This window comes from Caulobacter sp. GW821-FHT09B11 (genome assembly GCF_059418205.1).
This window is the reverse complement of the sequence record NZ_JBWKPK010000038.1, coordinates 24221-42099: the sequence shown is the minus strand read 5'-3', so window position 1 is coordinate 42099 and position 17879 is coordinate 24221. Positions and strand designations below refer to the sequence as shown.

Annotated in this window: 13 protein-coding genes and 2 pseudogenes; 6 read left to right on the top strand and 9 right to left on the bottom strand. The window is 68.5% G+C overall.

The annotated features are described in order from the left end of the window. Nucleotides 1-99 precede the first annotated feature (99 nt). The 4 genes and pseudogenes from AC07N1_RS22350 to AC07N1_RS22335 form a co-directional block, all read right to left on the bottom strand. Nucleotides 100-855, bottom strand: coding sequence for an SDR family NAD(P)-dependent oxidoreductase (locus AC07N1_RS22350; protein ID WP_494673787.1), 756 nt, complete (start codon nucleotides 853-855; stop codon nucleotides 100-102). A 50-nt stretch (nucleotides 856-905) separates the two neighbouring features. After that, nucleotides 906-2519 carry an alpha-L-fucosidase gene (locus tag AC07N1_RS22345; protein WP_494673786.1) on the bottom strand — a complete coding sequence of 538 codons (1614 nt, stop codon included), beginning with the start codon at nucleotides 2517-2519 and terminating at the stop codon, nucleotides 906-908. 28 nt (nucleotides 2520-2547) lie between these two features. Further along, nucleotides 2548-2630, bottom strand: a pseudogene (locus AC07N1_RS22340) (hypothetical protein); the annotation flags it as partial. A 27-nt stretch (nucleotides 2631-2657) separates the two neighbouring features. Further along, nucleotides 2658-4625 (bottom strand): glycoside hydrolase family 97 protein, encoded by a 1968-nt coding sequence (locus tag AC07N1_RS22335; protein WP_494673785.1) that lies wholly within the window; start codon nucleotides 4623-4625, stop codon nucleotides 2658-2660. A gap of 137 nt (nucleotides 4626-4762) precedes the next feature. On the opposite strand from AC07N1_RS22335, the gene AC07N1_RS22330 reads away from it, so the two are divergent. Beyond that, nucleotides 4763-7216: a glycoside hydrolase family 3 protein gene (locus AC07N1_RS22330; protein ID WP_494673784.1), complete on the top strand. Its 2454-nt coding sequence runs from the start codon at nucleotides 4763-4765 to the stop codon at nucleotides 7214-7216. A 42-nt stretch (nucleotides 7217-7258) separates the two neighbouring features. On the opposite strand, the pseudogene AC07N1_RS22325 reads toward AC07N1_RS22330, so the two are convergent. Further along, nucleotides 7259-7330: pseudogene (locus AC07N1_RS22325) on the bottom strand (hypothetical protein); the annotation flags it as partial. 33 nt (nucleotides 7331-7363) lie between these two features. Here AC07N1_RS22325 and AC07N1_RS22320 point away from each other — a divergent pair. The 5 genes from AC07N1_RS22320 to AC07N1_RS22300 all read left to right on the top strand — a co-directional run bounded on the left by AC07N1_RS22320 (nucleotide 7364) and on the right by AC07N1_RS22300 (nucleotide 12879). Next, nucleotides 7364-9301, top strand: a complete 1938-nt coding sequence (locus tag AC07N1_RS22320; protein WP_494673783.1) for a sialate O-acetylesterase — start codon at nucleotides 7364-7366, stop codon at nucleotides 9299-9301. Nucleotides 9302-9543: 242 nt separating this feature from the next. After that, a complete protein-coding gene (locus AC07N1_RS22315; RefSeq protein WP_494673782.1) occupies nucleotides 9544-9723 on the top strand; it encodes a hypothetical protein in 180 nt (59 codons plus the stop codon). A 101-nt stretch (nucleotides 9724-9824) separates the two neighbouring features. Beyond that, nucleotides 9825-10388 carry an alkyl hydroperoxide reductase subunit C gene (gene ahpC / locus AC07N1_RS22310; protein ID WP_454761490.1) on the top strand — a complete coding sequence of 188 codons (564 nt, stop codon included), beginning with the start codon at nucleotides 9825-9827 and terminating at the stop codon, nucleotides 10386-10388. A gap of 138 nt (nucleotides 10389-10526) precedes the next feature. After that, nucleotides 10527-12107, top strand: a complete 1581-nt coding sequence (gene ahpF / locus AC07N1_RS22305; protein ID WP_494673781.1) for an alkyl hydroperoxide reductase subunit F — start codon at nucleotides 10527-10529, stop codon at nucleotides 12105-12107. A 178-nt stretch (nucleotides 12108-12285) separates the two neighbouring features. Next, the gene (locus AC07N1_RS22300) at nucleotides 12286-12879 is read left to right on the top strand and encodes a hypothetical protein (RefSeq protein WP_494673780.1); all 594 of its coding nucleotides are present in this window, start codon (nucleotides 12286-12288) and stop codon (nucleotides 12877-12879) included. Between the two features lie 168 nt (nucleotides 12880-13047). On the opposite strand, the gene AC07N1_RS22295 is transcribed toward AC07N1_RS22300, so the two are convergent. The 4 genes from AC07N1_RS22295 to AC07N1_RS22280 form a co-directional block, all read right to left on the bottom strand. Next, nucleotides 13048-14601, bottom strand: coding sequence for an ATP-binding protein (locus AC07N1_RS22295; RefSeq protein ID WP_494673779.1), 1554 nt, complete (start codon nucleotides 14599-14601; stop codon nucleotides 13048-13050). Between the two features lie 448 nt (nucleotides 14602-15049). Further along, nucleotides 15050-16690 carry an NAD(P)/FAD-dependent oxidoreductase gene (locus AC07N1_RS22290; RefSeq protein WP_494673778.1) on the bottom strand — a complete coding sequence of 547 codons (1641 nt, stop codon included), beginning with the start codon at nucleotides 16688-16690 and terminating at the stop codon, nucleotides 15050-15052. A gap of 248 nt (nucleotides 16691-16938) precedes the next feature. Next, nucleotides 16939-17388: a MarR family winged helix-turn-helix transcriptional regulator gene (locus AC07N1_RS22285; protein WP_494673777.1), complete on the bottom strand. Its 450-nt coding sequence runs from the start codon at nucleotides 17386-17388 to the stop codon at nucleotides 16939-16941. Beyond that, nucleotides 17385-17801, bottom strand: coding sequence for an organic hydroperoxide resistance protein (locus AC07N1_RS22280; RefSeq protein WP_110118053.1), 417 nt, complete (start codon nucleotides 17799-17801; stop codon nucleotides 17385-17387). Before AC07N1_RS22280 ends, AC07N1_RS22285 begins: the two co-directional genes overlap by 4 nt. Nucleotides 17802-17879 lie beyond the last annotated feature (78 nt).

Here is a 17879-nt window from a genome sequence, read left to right as displayed (position 1 = left end):
CCCCCCCCCCGTTTTCAGCTTTCGAGGCGGTGGCGGGCTCATCAGCCACACCCCCCCCTCCGTCGGCTTCGCCGACACCTCCCCCAGAGGGGGAGGATCTTAGAGCGACTGCCCGTCGTCCACCGTGATCACCGACCCCGTCACCGCCCGCGCCGCGTCCGACACCAGGTAGAGCGCCGTCGCCTCAAGGTCGGAGGTGTCCATCAGCCGCCTGCGCGGAAAGCCCGACACCAGCTTTTGCCCGCCCTCGGTATCGAACCAGTCGTCGTTCAGCTCGGTGCGGATGTAGCCCGGGCACAGCACGTTGACGTTGATGCCCTTGCTCGCCCACTCGCGGGCCAGGCTCTTGCCCATGTGGGCCGTGGCGGCCTTGGAGGCGCAGTAGGCGGTGATGCCCGGCAGCACCTTGTGCGCGCCGATCGAGGCCACCAGCAGCACCCGGCCGCGGGCCTCGACGCCGGCCTTGATCATACGCCGCGCGCCCTCGCGGGCGGTCAGGAACACGCCCCGGGTGTTGACGCCTAGGATCTTGTCGAAGTCCTCGATGGCGATGTCCAGGGCCGAGGCCCGCACGTTGATCCCGGCGTTGGCGATCACCGAGTCCGGCGCGCCCCAGGCGGCCTCGACCGCGTCATAGGCGGCGATCACCGAGGCCTCGTCCTCGACGTCCATCGAAAAGGGCAGGGCGGTCCCGCCGGCCGCGCCGATCTCGTCGACCAGGGCCTGCAGCTTGTCGGCCCGCCGCGCGGCCAGGGCGACCCGGGCGCCGGCCGCCGCGGCCGCCTTGGCCAGGTTCGCCCCGATGCCCGACGAGGCGCCGGTGATCAGCACGGTGCGGCCGGAAAGGTCGGTCATGGCGTATGCTTCCTCGGTTTCGGAAGGGAGCATACGGGTGTTTGAAACCCTTAGGCCAGCCCCGGTCCCTCGATCTTCACCACCGGGGTGAAGGCCGGGCGGCGTTCGGGGAGGGTGATCTTCAGGCCCTTGCCGTCGCGGGTGAAGGGCAGGGGATCGCCGCCGAGCAGCGACACGCGCCGCACCTCGCCGCTCGCATGCGGCGCGCCGACGGCCAGGCTCTCGATCACCATCTCCCGCCCGGGCTCGACCAGCGGCAGGGCGTAGAGCGCGCCGGCCTTGGTGGTGAAGCGGATGTCGCGGGCCTCGAACGGCTTGGCGTCGCCCTCGTTCTGCATGCCTTCGACGAGGCGCGTCGGCCCCTCGCCGTAGATCTTCCACGGACGGGTCGAATAGATCGCCTCGCCGTTGACGGCGATCCAGCCGGCCATGTCGGCCAGCACCGCGGCCTCCTTGTCGTCGATCGAGCCGTCGCCGCGCTGGGGGATCGACAGCATCAGCGTGCCGTTCTTGCTGACCACGTCGGTCAGCCGCTGCACCACGTCTTTCGCGGTCTTGTAGCCGTTGCGCTCATAGAGGCCGCGGTCGTAGTGCCAGTTGCCGATGCAGGTGTCGGTCTGCCAGGGCTCGTCGCGCAGCCGGTCGGAGAAGCCGCGCTCCACGTCCTCCACGATGGCCTTGCGCTGGAAGGCGGTGAGCTTCTTGCCGGTCACCACCACGTCGGTGCGGCCGGTCTGGCGGACGGCGTTGTTGTAGAAGTGCGCGGTGGCTTCGAGCCCCGCCTGGCCCAGCGGCAGGGCGTAGTTGTCGAAATAGACCATGTCGGGCTTGTAGCGGTCGACGAGGTCGTTCTGGCGCAGCAGCCAGTTGCGCACGAAGGCGGGGTTGTTGGGCGGCGGGGTCTCCAGCCACTCGCCGTCGTGCTTGTCGTGCCAGGCGTTGGCCTCGGCGATGGAACCCACCCCATCGGGGATCACCATGTTGCGGCCGGTATAGAGCTGCTGCGGGTCCAGGCCCTGCCACCACTTGCCCTTGCCGTCGGCCTTGGTCAGGCGGAAGGCGTCGTAGCGCTGGCCCTTCAGCGGTCCTTCGGCGTCGTAGCCATAGGCCGTCTGCCACCAGTGCCAGGCGTGGGCGGCGTGGTTGGAGACGGCGAACCTCAGGCCGTGGTTGCGAGCCACCTTCTCCCAGGTCCCGACGATGTCGCGCCTCGGCCCCACCCGCGTGGTGTTCCAGGCGTGGTGGCGGCTGTCGAACATGTCGAGGTTGTCGTGGTGGTTGGCCATCGACATGAAGAACTTCGCCCCGGCGGCGACGTAGGTCTTCATCAGCGCCTCGGGATCCCAGGCCTCCGCCTTCCAGCGCGGGATGAACTCCATGAACCCGAACTTGGTCGGGTGCCCGTAGGTCTTCACGTGGTGTTCGTAGAAGGGGTTGCCCTGCTGGTACATCTGCCGGCCGTACCAGTCGCCGTATTCGGGCACGCATTGCGGGCCCCAGTGCGACCAGATGCCGAGCTTGGCGTCGCGGAACCAGTCGGGCGTCCTGTAGCCGGCCGCCAGCGACTCCCAGCTGGCCTTGAACGGTCCACGGGGCGCCGCGAGAGCGGGCGAGGCGGCGAGGCCGGCGGTCGCGCCCAGAAGCGCGCGGCGGGTGAAGGGCATGGTCGGTCTCGTCAGTCTGGCGGTGGTGTCGCCCTCGTCCTTCGACAAGCTCAGGATGAGGGCTACTGCTAGGCGGGTCAGTAAGAAGGCCTCACCCTGAGCTTGTCGAAGGGCGGGGTCTTCGGTCCAGGGATGGGCTTAGGGAACCGGCGTCAGGCGCGCGGCCGCGCCGCCGCTGGCGGCGAGTTTCAGGGTCAGAGTCGAGGTGGCGGAGAGGGTGGGATTCGAACCGGCAAGGCTGGTCGGGGTCGCCCCGTCCTCACGGACGTCGGCCTTCCACGAACCCTTGCCCAGGAAGTCGAGCGGAACCTTCACCGTCCGGGCGGTCTCGTTATTGAGCGCGCCGATCCACCATTCGTCGCCCTTGCGGCGGGCGACGACGATCGACTGGCCGATCTCGCCGGTCACGTAGCGGATCTCGTCCCAGCTGGTCGGCACGGCCGAGACGAAGTCCAGGCCCTCGGGGCTTTCGGCATAGGTGTCGGGGCTGTCGGCGACGATGGCGAAGGGGCTGTCGAAGACCACGAACATCCCCAGCGCCTGGCCCCGCGTCGTCTGCACGAAGGGCAGCCTGTCGCGCGGTTCGAACTTGTCGGGCGTCACGTTGCGGAAGCCGCCGGGGGTGTAGTCCATCGGCCCCAGCAGCATGCGGGTGTAGGCGAGATTGACGTTGTGGGTGGCGGTGATCCGCGCGCTCCACTTGTTGTACTCGGCCCCCAGCACGCCTTCCTGCGTCAGGTAGTGCGGATAGGTGCGGATCAGGCCCGTCGGGTGATAGGCGCCGTGCAGGTCGACCATCAGGTGGTGCTCGGCCGCGCGCTTGAGCAGGCGGTGGTAGAAGTCGACCATCGCTTGATCGTCACGGTCCATGAAGTCGACCTTGATCCCCTTGATCCCCCACTTCTCATAGAGGGGCAGCGCCTCGTCCATCTGGGCGTCGAGCGCCTTCCAGTTCAGCCACAGCCAGATGCCGACCTTCTTGTCCTGGCCGTAGGAGACCAGGCCCGGCAGGTCGAGTTCGGGCTTGGGACGGGTGACGTCCGCGCCGGGCCGCACCACCGAGGCGCCGCCGGCCCCGACGTTCCAGCCCTCGTCGATCAGCATGTATTCCAGGCCGTTCTTCGCCGCGAAGTCGATATAGGCCTTGATGGTCTCCGGGTTCATGCCGGCGTTGGGCACGGCCTTGAGGGCCGGGCCGTTCCACCAGTCCCAGGCGGCCTTGCCGGGCTTGATCCAACTGGTGTCGGCCACGACCGACGGCGCGCTCAGCGTCGTCAGCAGGGTGTTCTCGACCAGCTGGCCGGCCTTGGGCGCGATCATGATCACCCGCCAGGGCGAGACGACGTCGGCGCCCATCCGGGTCTTCACCGCCGTGCCCGAGCCGTCGAGGCGCGGCGACAGCTTGACCGACAGGCCAAGGCGACCGTCGCCCCGGCCGGTCAGGTACATGCCCGCCCAGTCCTTCAGGTCGGCCTCGGCGATGGCGAAGGCGGCGTTGTCGCCCTGGCAGACCACCGGGGCGTCATAGAGATTGTGCTCGCGGAACTTCGAGGCCTGGACGGCGTCGAACTCGCCCTCGTGGCTGGTGCCGAACTTGCCGAGGTTGAGGCCGTGGCAGCCGTAATCCCTGGGGAACGAGAACCCGGTCACCTCGTCGTTGACGTTGGTCGCCGCCGTCGCCTCCTGCTGGGGCAGCACGTAGCGGAAGGCCACGCCCTGCTCGTAGGCGCGGAACAACACCCGTAAGCGGCGGCCGCCTTCCTCCTGGAAGTCGACCGCCAGTTCGTTGCGCTTCTGGGAGACGTGACTGACCTTGGCGGCCGGCAGGTCGTAGGCGTCTTCGCCCGAGCCGGTCTCGGCGCCGACGATCTTCACGCCGTAGGAGAAGCGGCCGCCCTTGGAGAGCTCCAGGCCTAGGCCCGAGGGCGCGATCAGGGGCTTGCCCCTGTAAGCGACGGCGTAGCGCGCCTGTCCCGACTCGTCGGAGACTTGCACGGAGATGGCGCCGTCAGGGGAGGAGAGGGTGCGGGTTTCGGCGGAGGCTTCCGCCCCATACAGCGCTGTCAAGGCGGCTCCCGCCAGCAGCGCGTCGCGAATGGCCCCCATGCATCATCTCCCCAAAATTCGTTGTCTCAGTGTTTGTCGTATTAATTAGACCGTGTATGGATCGACGTCGAGCTTTCGATACCGGTAACATTCAGGCGGCTTTCAGACCGTCGAAGCGCAAGGAAGAGCGGGGGAAAATGAAGACCAGGACCCTGACCATCGCCCTGATGGCGACCACCCTTCTGTCGGCTCCGGCGTTCGCCGCCGACGGTCCCAAGAGCACCGCCCATCCGGCCCTGTGGCCCGCGGCCAAGAGCCAGGGCCTGGTCGATCCGGCCACCGAGGCCTTCGTCGACGGCCTGCTGGCCAAGATGACGCTCGAGGAGAAGATCGGCCAGATGATCCAGGCCGACACCGCCTCGATCAAGGCCGACGACCTCAAGACCTATCCGCTGGGTTCGATCCTGGCCGGCGGCAGCTCGCCGCCCCTGGGCGCGCCCGACCGCTCGCCGGTCGGCCCCTGGGTCGACACCGTCAAGGCTTTCCGCGACGCCGCCGCCCAGCGCGGCGGCACGAACATCCCGCTGATGTTCGGCATCGACGCCGTGCACGGCAACAACAACGTCGTCGGCGCCACGCTCTTCCCGCACAACATCGGCCTGGGCGCCGCCCATGACCCTGAACTGATCCGCAAGATCGGCGCCGCTACCGGCCAGGAGACAGCGGTGTCAGGCTTCGACTGGGCCTTCGGTCCGACCCTGACCGTGCCGCGCGACGACCGCTGGGGTCGCGCCTTCGAGGGCTATTCGGAAGATCCGCAGATCGTCAGCCTGTACGCCCGCGAGATGATCCTGGGCCTGCAGGGCGCCGTCAGCGAGGGCCAGGCCCTGCAGAAGGGCCACGTGGCGGCCAGCGCCAAGCACTTCCTGGGCGACGGCGGCACCACCAACGGCAAGGACCAGGGCAATACGGAAGTCTCCGAGCAGGAGCTGATCCGCCTGCACGCCCAGGGCTACGTTCCGGCCATCAACGCCGGGACCATGACCATCATGGCCTCGTTCAACAGCTGGAACGGCCAGAAGATGCACGGCAACACGTCGCTGCTGACCGACGTGCTGAAGGGCAGGATGGGTTTCGACGGCTTCATCGTCGGCGACTGGAACGGCCACGGCCAGGTCGACGGCTGCACCCCGACCAACTGCGCCCAGGCCGCCAATGCGGGCCTGGACATGTACATGGCCCCCGACAGCTGGAAGGGCCTCTATGACAACCTGCTGGCCCAGGCCAAGTCGGGCGAGATCCCGATGGCCCGCATCGACGACGCCGTACGCCGCATCCTGCGCGTGAAGGCCAAGCTGGGCCTCTTCCAGACGGCCCGTCCGTGGGAAGGCCGCGAGGGCGTGGTCGGCAACGCCGATCACCGCGCCGTCGCCCGCGAGGCCGTGGCCAAGTCGCTGGTGCTGCTGAAGAACAACGGCGTCCTGCCGATCAAGGCCAGCGCGAAGGTGCTGGTGGCCGGCTCGGGCGCCGACGACATCGGCCAGCAGTCGGGCGGCTGGACCCTGTCGTGGCAGGGCACCGACAACAAGAACAGCGACTTCCCCAACGCCCAGTCGATCTATTCGGGCTTCAAGGACGCGGTCGAGGCCTCGGGCGGCAGCGCCACGCTCAGCGTCGACGGCTCGTTCAGCGACAAGCCCGATGTGGCGGTCGTGGTGTTCGGCGAGACCCCCTACGCCGAGGGCGTGGGCGATCTGAAGACCCTGGAATACCAGCCCGGCGACAAGACCGATCTGGCTTTGCTCAAGAAGCTGAAGGCCGCCGGCGTGCCGGTGGTGGCCGTGTTCCTGTCGGGCCGTCCGCTGTGGGTGAACCCCGAGATCAACGCCTCTGACGCCTTCGTCGCCGCCTGGCTGCCGGGCTCGGAAGGCGGCGGGATCGCCGACGTTCTGGTGGGCGACAAGGCCGGCAAGGCCCGTCGCGACTTCAACGGCAAGCTGTCGTTCAGCTGGCCCAAGACCGCCGCCCAGACCTCGCTGAACAAGGGCGACAAGACCTATTCGCCGCTGTTCGCCTACGGCTACGGCCTCAGCTACGCCAAGCCGGGCAAGGTGGCCAAGCTGTCGGAAGTCTCGGGCGTCACCGCCATCGCGGCCAACGACAGCAACTACTTCGTCGGCGGCAAGACCCCCGCGCCGTTCGAGTTCCGCCTGCTGCCGACCACCTCGGTGCACATCAAGCCGATCGACGCCGGCAACGTGCAGGAGGCCGGCCGCCAGCTGACCTTCGGCGGCGGCGTGCCCGCCGCGGCCGAGATCGCCGCCGACAAGGCCTTCGACCTGACTTTCCAGACCAACGCCGAGATCGCCCTGCAGATTGCCTACCGCGTCGACGCCGCGCCTTCGGCCAAGACGACGCTGTCCATCGGCGCCGGCAAGCTCGACGTCACTTCGGTGCTGGCCTCGGCCAAGGCCGGCGAGTGGATCAGCCTGAAGGTGCCGCTGAAATGCTTCCAAGCCGCCGGCACGGACGTCACCAAGGTCGAGGCCCCGTTCTCGCTGGCCACGGCCGGGACCCTGACGGTCTCGATCAGCGGCGTGAAGCTGACCACCGACCCGACCGGCACGACCTGCCCGGCCAAGGCGGATTGAAGTCTATAAACTGCCGTCATCCCGGAAGCCGCGCAGCGGCTATCCGGGACCCAGGGGCCGGCGCACTGCGGTCGCCCCTGGGTCCCGGCTCTACGCTTCGCTCCGGCCGGGATGACGATTTGAGTTGTGATTAAGCGGAGACCTCGCGTGCGCCTGACCCGTCACCTGCTCGCCGGGGCAGCCGCCCTGGCCGTCGCCGGCCCCGCCGCCGCCGCGCCGCTGCTGGCCTCGGTGTTCACCGACCACGCCGTGCTCCAGCGCGACCGGCCGATCGCCGTCTGGGGCGTCGCCGCCCCGAACGCCGCCGTCTCCATCGATCTTTCCGGCCAGGCCGTCACGGCCACCGCAGACGCGCAAGGCCGCTGGTCCGCCCAGCTTCCGGCCCGCCCCGCCGGCGCCGCGCCGCTGACCCTGACCGTCAAGGCCGGAGCCGAGACCCAGACCGTGTCCGACCTGCTGGTCGGCGACGTCTGGCTATGCTCGGGCCAGTCGAACATGGAATACCCGCTGCGCCGCGCGCTCCAGGGCGAGGCCGAGGCGCAGAACGCTGCCGACCCGCAGATCCGCCTGCTGCAGACCGGCCGCACCAGCCTGCCGCATCCGAGCGACACGCTGCCCGCCTACGCCGTCTGGAAGACGTCGAGCTACGACAGCGCCAACAACTTCTCGGCGGCCTGTTACTTCATGGGCCGCGAGATCAAGAAGACCACCGGCGCGCCGGTCGGCCTGATCGACGCCACCTGGGGCGGCTCGGTGATCCAGGACTGGATCAGCGGGCAGGGCCTCAAGGCGCTGGGCAATTACGACGAGGGCCTGTCGGTGCTGGCCGACTACGCCCAGGACCCCGCCAAGGGCATGGCCCGCTGGGGCGCGATGCTCGACCGCTGGGCCGCCAGGGTCGAGCCGCATGCGGCCAACTGGGCCAAGCCGGGCTTCGACGACCGCGCCTGGAAGACCATGCCGGCCGAGCAGTTCTGGGAGACCAATCAGGGCCTGGAGACCTTCGACGGCACGATCTGGCTGCGGGCGACCATCACCCTGACCAAGGCCCAGGCGGCGCAGGGCGCCACCCTGGTGCTGGGTCCCGTCGACGACATCGACACCACCTTCGTCAACGGCCGCGCCGTCGGTTCGCAGGAGGGCTGGGACGCCAAGCGCGCCTACGTCATCCCGGCCGGCGTGCTGAAGGCCGGCGCCAATGTCGTGGCCGTGCGGGCGATCGACGCCGGCGGCGGCGGCGGGGCCTGGGGGCCGGCCAAGGACAAGGGCTTGAAGCTGGCCGACGGCTCCTTCGTGCCGCTGGGCGCCAGCTGGCGCTACAAGGTCTCGACCAACCTCTCCGATACCGGCCTGCCGCCGCATGCGCCGTGGCTGGGGGCGTCTGGCCTGTCGACCCTGCACAACGGCATGATCGCCCCGCTTGCGCCCTACGGCGTCAAGGGCTTCGCCTGGTACCAGGGCGAGGCCAACGTCACCGAGGCCCCCGAATACGCCCGCCTGATGCCGGCCCTGATCGCCGACTGGCGCCGCGAATTCGCCGCGCCCGACGCGCCGTTCCTGATGGTGCAGTTGGCCAGCTTCGGCCCGCAGACCGACAAGCCGGGCGTCTCGCGCTGGGCCGAGCTGCGCGACGTCCAGCGTCGCACCGTCGCCGCCGACCCGAACACCGGCCTGGCCTCGGCCGTCGACATCGGCTCGCCCTACGACATCCACCCGGCCGACAAGCTGCAGGTCGGCCTGCGCCTAGCCGGCCTGGCCAGGAAGCTGGCCTATGGCGAGAGCGCGCTGAACGCCTCCGGCCCCGCGCCGGTCTCGGCCGTGCGCGACGGCGCCGACGTCGTCGTGACGCTGGACCAGCCGGCGGTGGTCTACGGATCGGCGCGCCCTGCGGAGTTCGAACTCTGCGAGGCGGCCGAGTCGTGCCGCTTCGTCGATGCGAGCGTGGACGGCGCCAAGGTCCGCCTGACCGTCCCGGCCGGCTACGCCGCCGTGAAGGTCCGCTTCGCCTGGGCCGACAGCCCTGTGCTGAACCTCTATGGCCAGAACCGCCTGCCCGCGACGCCGTTCGAACTGCCCCTCAAGTAACTCCAACGCCCGTCATTCCCGCCCTTGTGGCGGGAACCCCTCTGTCAGCCGCAAGGGCGAGTGGGGCGGACTGCTGAGCAGTCCGCTTGCGCTTCACTTGCGAGCGGAACCAGGGTTTCCCGCCACAAGGGCGGGAATGACGGGAGGAGGGTAGGGTGCGGAAAAAGGTGCTCCAGCCTCGCTTATTAACCAGCAACCCCTTGCCGCATAACGCTTTCCCTCCTCGGAAACGAGGATTTCATGTGACCGACCGCACCTGCGAAGAACTGGTCGAACTTTGGCGTACGGTGTTCGGCGAACCGCCGCCGATCGCGTCCGACCCGAGCCTTGTCGCCGAGGTCCTGGTGCGCTGCCTGCCGCCCGCCGAACCCTATGGCCCGCAAGCTATCAGCATGGCTAAGCTTGAGCGGAAGGCGTCCTGACAGGACTATAGGGAATATCTATCTCGCGAACTGATTTTATCGATTGGACCTATTTGCTGCGGCGCGATACCTACGACGCATCCTTTCCAACGGAGCGTCTCATGTCGCTGATCAACACCGAGATCAAACCCTTCACCGCCCAATCCTACAAGGACGGCAAGTTCGTCACGGTCAGCGACGCCGACCTGAAGGGCAAGTGGTCGGTGGTCTTCTTCTACCCGGCCGACTTCACCTTCGTCTGCCCGACCGAACTGGAAGACCTGGCCGACAACTACGACGTCTTCACCCGCCTGGGCGTCGAGATCTACGCCGTGTCGACCGACACCCACTTCTCGCACAAGGCCTGGCACGACAGCTCGCCGGCCATCGGCAAGATCAAGTACCACATGGTCGGCGACCCCTCGGGCACGATCACCAACAACTTCGAAGTGATGCGTCCGGGCGTCGGCCTGGCCGACCGCGGCACCTTCCTGATCGACCCGGAAGGCGTGATCCAGTTCACCGAGACCACCGCCGAAGGCATCGGCCGCAACGCCATCGAGCTGCTGCGCAAGATCAAGGCCGCCCAGTACGTGGCCTCGCACCCGGGCGAAGTCTGCCCGGCCAAGTGGGAAGAGGGTGAAAAGACCCTGGCCCCCTCGCTCGACCTCGTCGGCAAGATCTAAGCACTAAAGCCTGCCCCGCGCCGCCGCTCCTCTCCCCTCTGGGGCGGCGGCGCAACTCTCGATCGTTCGCCGCGTTCGACCCTCCCCCAAGACAATCGAACGCACCTTTTCCTCCCCTCCGTTTTCTGGGAGCCCGTCATGCTGGACGCTGGTCTGAAGACCCAACTGAGCACCTATCTGCAGAACCTGCGCCAGCCGATCGAACTGGTCGCCTCCCTCGGCGACGACAAGGGTTCGAAGGACATGCTGGCCCTGCTGGAAGACGTCGCGGCGACGTCCGACAAGGTCAGCCTGAACCTGGCAGGCGACGACGCCCGCAAGCCTTCGTTCGCCATCACCCGCGCGGCTGGTGATGCGGATGTGCGTTTCGCCGGCTTGCCGCTGGGCCACGAGTTCACCTCGCTGGTGCTGGCCCTGCTGCACGTCGGCGGCCACCCGCCGCGCCTCGACGCCGAGGTCATCGAGCGCATCAAGGGCCTGGACGGCGACTACAGCTTCGAAACCTATTTCTCGCAGTCCTGCCAGAACTGCCCCGACGTGGTGCAGGCGCTGAACACCATGAGCGCCCTGAACCCCCGCATCCGCCACGTCGCCATCGACGGCGCTCTGTTCCAGGCGGAAGTCGAGCAGCGCCAGGTCATGGCCGTGCCGACCATCCTGCTGAACGGCCAGCCGTTCGGCCAGGGCCGCATGGAGGTCGAGCAGATCCTGGCCAAGCTCGACACCGGCGCCGAAGCCCGCGCCGCCGAGAAGATCAAGACCAAGGACGCCTTCGAGGTGCTGGTCATCGGCGGCGGTCCCGCCGGCGCGGCCGCGGCCGTCTACGCCGCCCGCAAGGGCATTCGTACGGGCGTCGCCGCCGAACGCTTCGGCGGCCAGGTGCTCGACACCATGGCCATCGAGAACTTCATCTCGGTCCAGCACACCGAAGGCCCCAAGCTGGCCACGGCGCTGGAGCAGCACGTCAAGCAGTACGACGTCGACGTGATGAACCTGCAGAAGGCCGTCGGCCTGGTGGCGCCGAAGACCCCGGGCGGCCTGATCGAGGTCAAGCTCGAGAACGGCGCCAGCCTGAAGTCGCGCACCGTGATCCTGTCCACCGGCGCCCGCTGGCGGAACGTCAACGTGCCCGGCGAGGCCGAGTACAAGAACAAGGGCGTGGCCTATTGCCCGCACTGCGACGGCCCGCTGTTCAAGGGCAAGCGCGTCGCGGTGATCGGCGGCGGCAACAGCGGCGTCGAGGCGGCCATCGATCTGGCCGGCCTCGTCGCCCACGTCACCCTGATCGAGTACGATAGCCAGCTGCGCGCCGACGCGGTGCTGCAACGCAAGCTCGCCAGCCTGCCCAACGTCACCATCGTCACCTCGGCCATGACCACCGAGATCCACGGCGACGGTTCGAAGGTGAACGGCCTGTCCTACAAGGACCGCAACCACGACACGGCCCACCGCGTCGACCTGGAAGGCGTGTTCGTGCAGATCGGCCTGGTGCCCAACACCGAGTGGCTGAAGGACTCGAACGTCGCCCTGTCCAACCGCGGCGAGATCGAGGTCGACTACCGCGGCGAGACCTCGATGCCGGGCGTCTTCGCGGCCGGCGATGCGACGACCACGCCGTACAAGCAGATCATCATCGCCATGGGCGAGGGCGCCAAGGCCTCGCTGTCGGCCTTCGACTACCTGATCCGCCTGCCGGCCGAACAGGCCGAAGCGGCCTGATCGGCCGGATCCAAGCAAGAAGAGTCGGCCGAACAGGCCGAAGCGGCCTGATCGGCCTGACGGACTGAAACGACGAAGGCCCGGACGAGCGATCGTCCGGGCCTTTTTGTGTGCGCGTCGTGGGCTGGTCAACCTGCGCGCTTGCTCTAGTCTCTCTGCTCGGCGGGGAGGGCGGCTCGTGAACAAGAAGACCAGGTGGGCGAGGATCGTCGGCTGGGTGCTGTTCGCCCTGCTGGCCGTCTATCTCGCGATCGGGGCCATGGCCGCCATCTGGGGCGGCGCCGACTATCTCTGGTACATCGCCACCCGCAGCGACGTTTTCGACGCCTGGGCCGTGCTGTCGATCCTCACCGTCGTGGCCGGGGTCGTGGGCCTGGCCGGCGCGGGGTTCTGGATCTGGCGACGCCGCATGGCCCATGCGGCCGCCTTTCTGGCCCTGACGATCCCCGTGCCGATGGTCGCCGAGGCCAGCCGCTGCGACTGGTACGGCTGCGCGCCCATCACCTGGGCCGCGCTGCATCCCGAGATGCTGGCCTGGCAGGTGCGCCTGCGCGACGCCGACGCGGACGCCGCCGAAGGCATCGCCTACAACACGCTGCGCCTCTCCGACATGCCCTACACCGCCAGCGAACCGAAACGGGAGGGGCGCGTCTGGCGCCTGCAGACGCGAACCGATCAGGACGTGCGCGGCCCCCACGACGTGCTGGTCGACGCCAGGACCGGCCGCGCGGCCGTCGTGCCCGTCGGCGCTCCGGTGTCGCTGCTGCGCTAGGTCAGGTTCCTTGGGCTGCTCTTTCATCCGAGCATCCCCGCGAAGGCGGGGATCCAAGCCGCGTCTGGAGATGACCCACGGCCGCGCCAAGTCCTGAATGCCAGCTTGGGTCCCCGCCTTCGCGGGGAAGGACGGATTTGGAGGCGGCCAGGTGATTGCCGATCCGGCCTAAGCCACCGCCGCCTGGATGCCCGCCAGCAGGTTGGCGGCGGTGATCGGCTTGGAGACGTGTAGGTCGGCGCCGGCGTCCAGGGCTTCGTGGCGATGCTTCATCAGGGCGTTGGCGCTGAGCATGACGATCGGCGTGCGCGTCGCGCCGCGTTCGGCCTCCAGGGCGCGGATGGCGCGGGTGGCGGTCAGGCCGTCCATGCGCGGCATCTGCATGTCCATCAGCACCACGTCGAACGCGCCGTCCCCGAAGGCGGCGATCGCCTCCAGGCCGTCCTCGACGGTCACCACCTGGGCGCCCTGCGAGGCCAGGATCAGCTGGGCGACGCGCTGGTTGGTGGGATGGTCCTCGACCAGCAGCACGCGCAGCGGCTGGTCGGGCAGGGCGATCGGCTCGAACGGGACGGGATCGACGTCGGCGCTGGCTTCGACGGCCTCCTGCAGGCGAGGCAGGCTGAGCGTGACGACGAAGCGGCTGCCGACGCCCGGCCGCGACGTCGCCGAGATCTCGCCGCCCATCATGTCGACCAGCGAGCGGCAGATCGACAGTCCCAGGCCCGTACCGCCGAACCGGCGGCTGATCGACTGGTCGGCCTGGCTGAAGCGGTTGAACAGGTCCCCGGCCTGGTCTGCCTTGAAGCCGATGCCGGTGTCCTCGATCTCGAAGGTCAGGCGGGTCTCGCCGGCGATCTCCTCCGAGCCGACGCGCAAGGTGACCCCGCCTTCGTCGGTGAACTTGATGGCGTTGGACAGCAGGTTGTTGAGCACCTGGCTCAGGCGCAGGCCGTCGCCCAGATGCCGGCCGCCGGTGAGGGCCGGGCGCTCGATTGTGAAGGTCAGGCCCTTCTCCTGCGCGCGGCGGCGCAGCACCTCGACGCCGGGGCGCAGCGCCTGGTCGAGGTTGAACGAGCGGTTCTCCAGCTGCAGCTGGCCGGCCTCGATCTTGGAGACGTCGAGGAAGTCGGACACCAGCCGCTCCAGGGTCGCGCCGGAATCGCGCACCAGCCCGACCATCTCGGCCTGCTCGGGGGTGAGCGTCGTGCGCGACAGGGCGTCGATGATGCCGATGACGCCGTTCAACGGCGTGCGGATCTCGTGGCTGATATTGGCCAGGAAGTCGGACTTGGCCCGGTTGGCGGCCTCGGCCGCCATCTTGGCCTCCAGCAGGTGGCGCTCGGCCGCGACCCGGTCGGTGACGTCGCGGGCCACGCCGTAGATGCGGTCGCCGGCCCGCTGGGCCCGCCATTCCAGCGTGCGGTAGTGGCCGTCGGCATGGCGGTAGCGGTTGATGAAGCCGAGGACGGGATCGCCGTCGCGCCGGGTCTCGACCTCGACCACGCTGTCCCGGGTGCCCGGCATGTCTTCCGGATGGACCAGCCGCAGCAGGGGGCGGCCTTCCATGTCCTCGGGGCTGTGCCCCAGCTTGGTCTGCCAGGACCGGCTGGCCTTCAGCACCGTGCCTTGCAGGTCTCGTATGACCAGCAGGTCGAGCGAGACCTCGAAGAACGAACTGGCGTCCACGAGCAAGGCTTCGCGGCCTGAGGCCTGGGTCACGATCGAAATCCCTGGAAAACGCCGACTAGAGTTCAGCCTAGCGCAACAAGGTTAAGTTCCGATATCGCTGATTTTCACCATCTTTAGTCGCGAAAAGCGGGTGTGAGTGAGAATTCTCGTCACGCGAGTGGTAATGTGAACATTGATATTTGACTGTTCAGGAGAGCTCTGGGGGCCACTTCAATCTCCCGTCATTCCCGCCCTTGTGGCGGGAACCCCTGGTTCCGTTCGCACCTGAACTGCAAGCGGACTGCTCGGCAGTCCGCCCCTTCCGCTCTTGCGGCCGACAGAGGGTTTCCCGCCACAAGGGCGGGAATGACGGGAATAAGGGGGCGGCGTCTGGAAGCCCGTCGGAACGCGTTGGGATTTGCCGGCCGGCGGTGAAACCTCTCACCCTCCCACCGCCTTTGGCGGCGGGCCCCTCCTCTCTCTAAGAGAGAGGGTTTTCCTAAGCCTCCGCCGCCCACCCCTTCTCCACGTACGCCGCGGCCACGGCCTCGGCGATCTTGATGCCGTCCACGCCCGCCGACAGGATGCCGCCGGCGTAGCCCGCGCCTTCGCCGGCCGGGAACAGGCCGGCGGTGTTGAGGCTTTGCAGGTCCTTGCCGCGGGTGATGCGGATCGGCGATGAGGTGCGGGTCTCGACCCCGGTCATCAGCACGTCCGGGTGGTCGTAGCCGGCGATCTGGCGGCCAAAGACGGGCAAGGCCTCGCGCATGGCCTCCAGCACGAAGGGCGGCAGGCATTCGGAGAGATCCGTCATCCTGATCCCCGGCTTGTAGGACGGCGACACCTCGCCCAGCGCCTCAGACGGCCGGCCGGCCAGGAAATCGCCGACCTTCTGGGCCGGGGCCTTGTAGTCGCCGCCGCCGGCGGTGAAGGCCAGGGACTCCCATTTGCGCTGGAATTCGACGCCGGCCAGCGGGTGGCCCGGATAGTCGCGCTCTGGATCGATGGCCACGACAAAGCCGGAGTTGGCGTTGCGCTCGTTGCGCGAATACTGGCTCATGCCGTTGGTCACGACCCGGTTCGGCTCCGAGGTCGCCGCCACCACCGTGCCGCCCGGGCACATGCAGAAGCTGTAGACCGTGCGGCCGTTGGAGCAGTGGTGCGACAGGCTGTAGTCGGCCGCGCCCAGGTCCGGATGGCCGGCGCAGGCCCCGAACCGCGCCTTGTCCATCCACGACTGCGGGTGCTCGATGCGCACGCCGATCGAGAACGGCTTGGCCTCGATATGGACGCCGCGCTCGTGCAGGACCTCGAAGGTGTCGCGGGCGCTGTGGCCGACGGCCAGCACCACGTGCCCGGTCTCCAGATACTCGCCGGTCGACAGACGCAGGCCCTTCAGCCGGCGGGCGCCGTCTTCGGCGGTCTCGATGTCGAAGTCCTCGACCCGATGCTCCCAGCGGTATTCGCCGCCCAGGCTCTCGATCAGGGCGCGGATGTTCTCGACCATGTGCACCAGGCGGAAGGTGCCGATGTGCGGGTGGGCCTCGGTCAGGATCTCTTCGGGCGCGCCGGCGGCGACGAATTCCTCCAGCACCTTGCGGCCCAGGAAGCGCGGATCCTTGATCTGGCTGTAGAGCTTGCCGTCCGAGAAGGTGCCGGCGCCCCCCTCGCCGAACTGGACGTTCGACTCCGGGTTCAGCTCGCTCTTGCGCCACAGGGCCCAGGTGTCCTTGGTGCGCTCGCGCACCACCTTGCCGCGATCGAGGATGATCGGCTTGAAGCCCATCTGGGCCAGCACCAGCCCGGCGAACAGGCCGCAGGGACCGGCCCCGATCACCACCGGACGCGGGCCGTCGAAGCCCTCCGGCGCACGGGCGGGGAAGCGGTAGTCGGTGTCGGGCGTCGCCCGCACCTGGTGGTCGGCGGCGAACCGCGCCAGCACGGCGGCCTCGTCGCGCAGGGCGACGTCGACCGTGTAGATCATCAGGATCGCCGACTTCTTGCGCGCATCGTGGGCGCGCCGCCAGAGCTTGACGTCCAGCAGGTCGGCCGGCTCGATCCCCAGGCGCGCGCAAATGGCCGGGGCCATGGCCTCCGGCGGATGGTCCAGGGGCAGCTTCAGTTCGGAAAGACGCAGCATGGGCGCGGGTTTAGCGGGTTGGGGGCGCGTGCGCCATGGGGGCAGGGGACGCAGAGGCGCACAGCCCATCCCATACTCCCGTCATACCCGCCCTTGTGGCGGGAACCCCTCTGTCAGCCGCAAGGGCGGGTGGGGCGGATCGCTGGCGATCCGCTGGCGCTTCTCGTGCGGACGGAACCAGGGGTTCCCGCCACAAGGGCGGGAATGACGGGATTAAAGGGGAGGCGGGGAGGGTGGGAGGATCGTCCCTAAACCGCCAGCCGCTTCAGCCGTTCGCGCAGCTCCACCAGCTCCGGCAGCGGCGTGTCCAGCTTGCAGAAGAACTGCTCGGCCACTTCCAGCGCCTTGTCGCGCATGGCGTCGCCCGCGTCTGTCAAAGACACGATCACCCGCCGCTCGTCCTGTGGATCGCGGCCGCGGGCGATCAGGCCGGCGGTTTCCAGGCGCTTGAGCAGGGGGGTGAGGGTGCTGGACTCCAGGTCCAGCGCCTCGCCCACCTCGCCGACCGTGCGCGGGCTCTTCTCCCACAGCACCAGCAGGGCCAGGTACTGCGGATAGGTGATGCCCAGCGCGTCGAGCAGCGGCCGGTAGAGCCGCGTCACCCGGTTGGCGGCGCTGTAGAGCGCGAAGCAGAGCTGGCGGTCGAGGCGCAAGACCTCGACCGCGTCATGCCTGGGTTTGTCCGTTTCGGAACTCATGCGGCCTTTACGCTGAGGGCGACGTCGATGTTGCCGCGGGTGGCGTTGGAATAGGGGCAGACCTGGTGCGCCGTGGCAACCAGGGCTTCGGCGGCTTCCTGCGAAAGGCCTTGGGTCTCGACTTCCAGCGCCACTTCCAGCTTGAAGCCGACTTCCTGGGCGGCCAGGCCGACGACGCCGGTGACGGTCGAGCCGGTCAGCGGGATCTTCTGCTGGCGGGCCACGAAGGCCATGGCGCTCTGGAAGCAGGCGGCGTAGCCGGCCGCGAACAGCTGCTCGGGATTGGTGCCGTCTTCCTTGCCGCCCAAGGCCTTGGGCATGGCCAGGCGCACGTCCAGCAGGCCGTCGGCGCTGCGGACGCCGCCTTCGCGGCCGCCGGTGGCCGTGGCGCGGGTTTGGTAGAGAGTGCTCATCGGGTTCGCTCCTGCGATTGAATTGGTGAGTACGATTTAATCGTGCGCGATATAAAAACAAGAGCGACGTCGTCGATT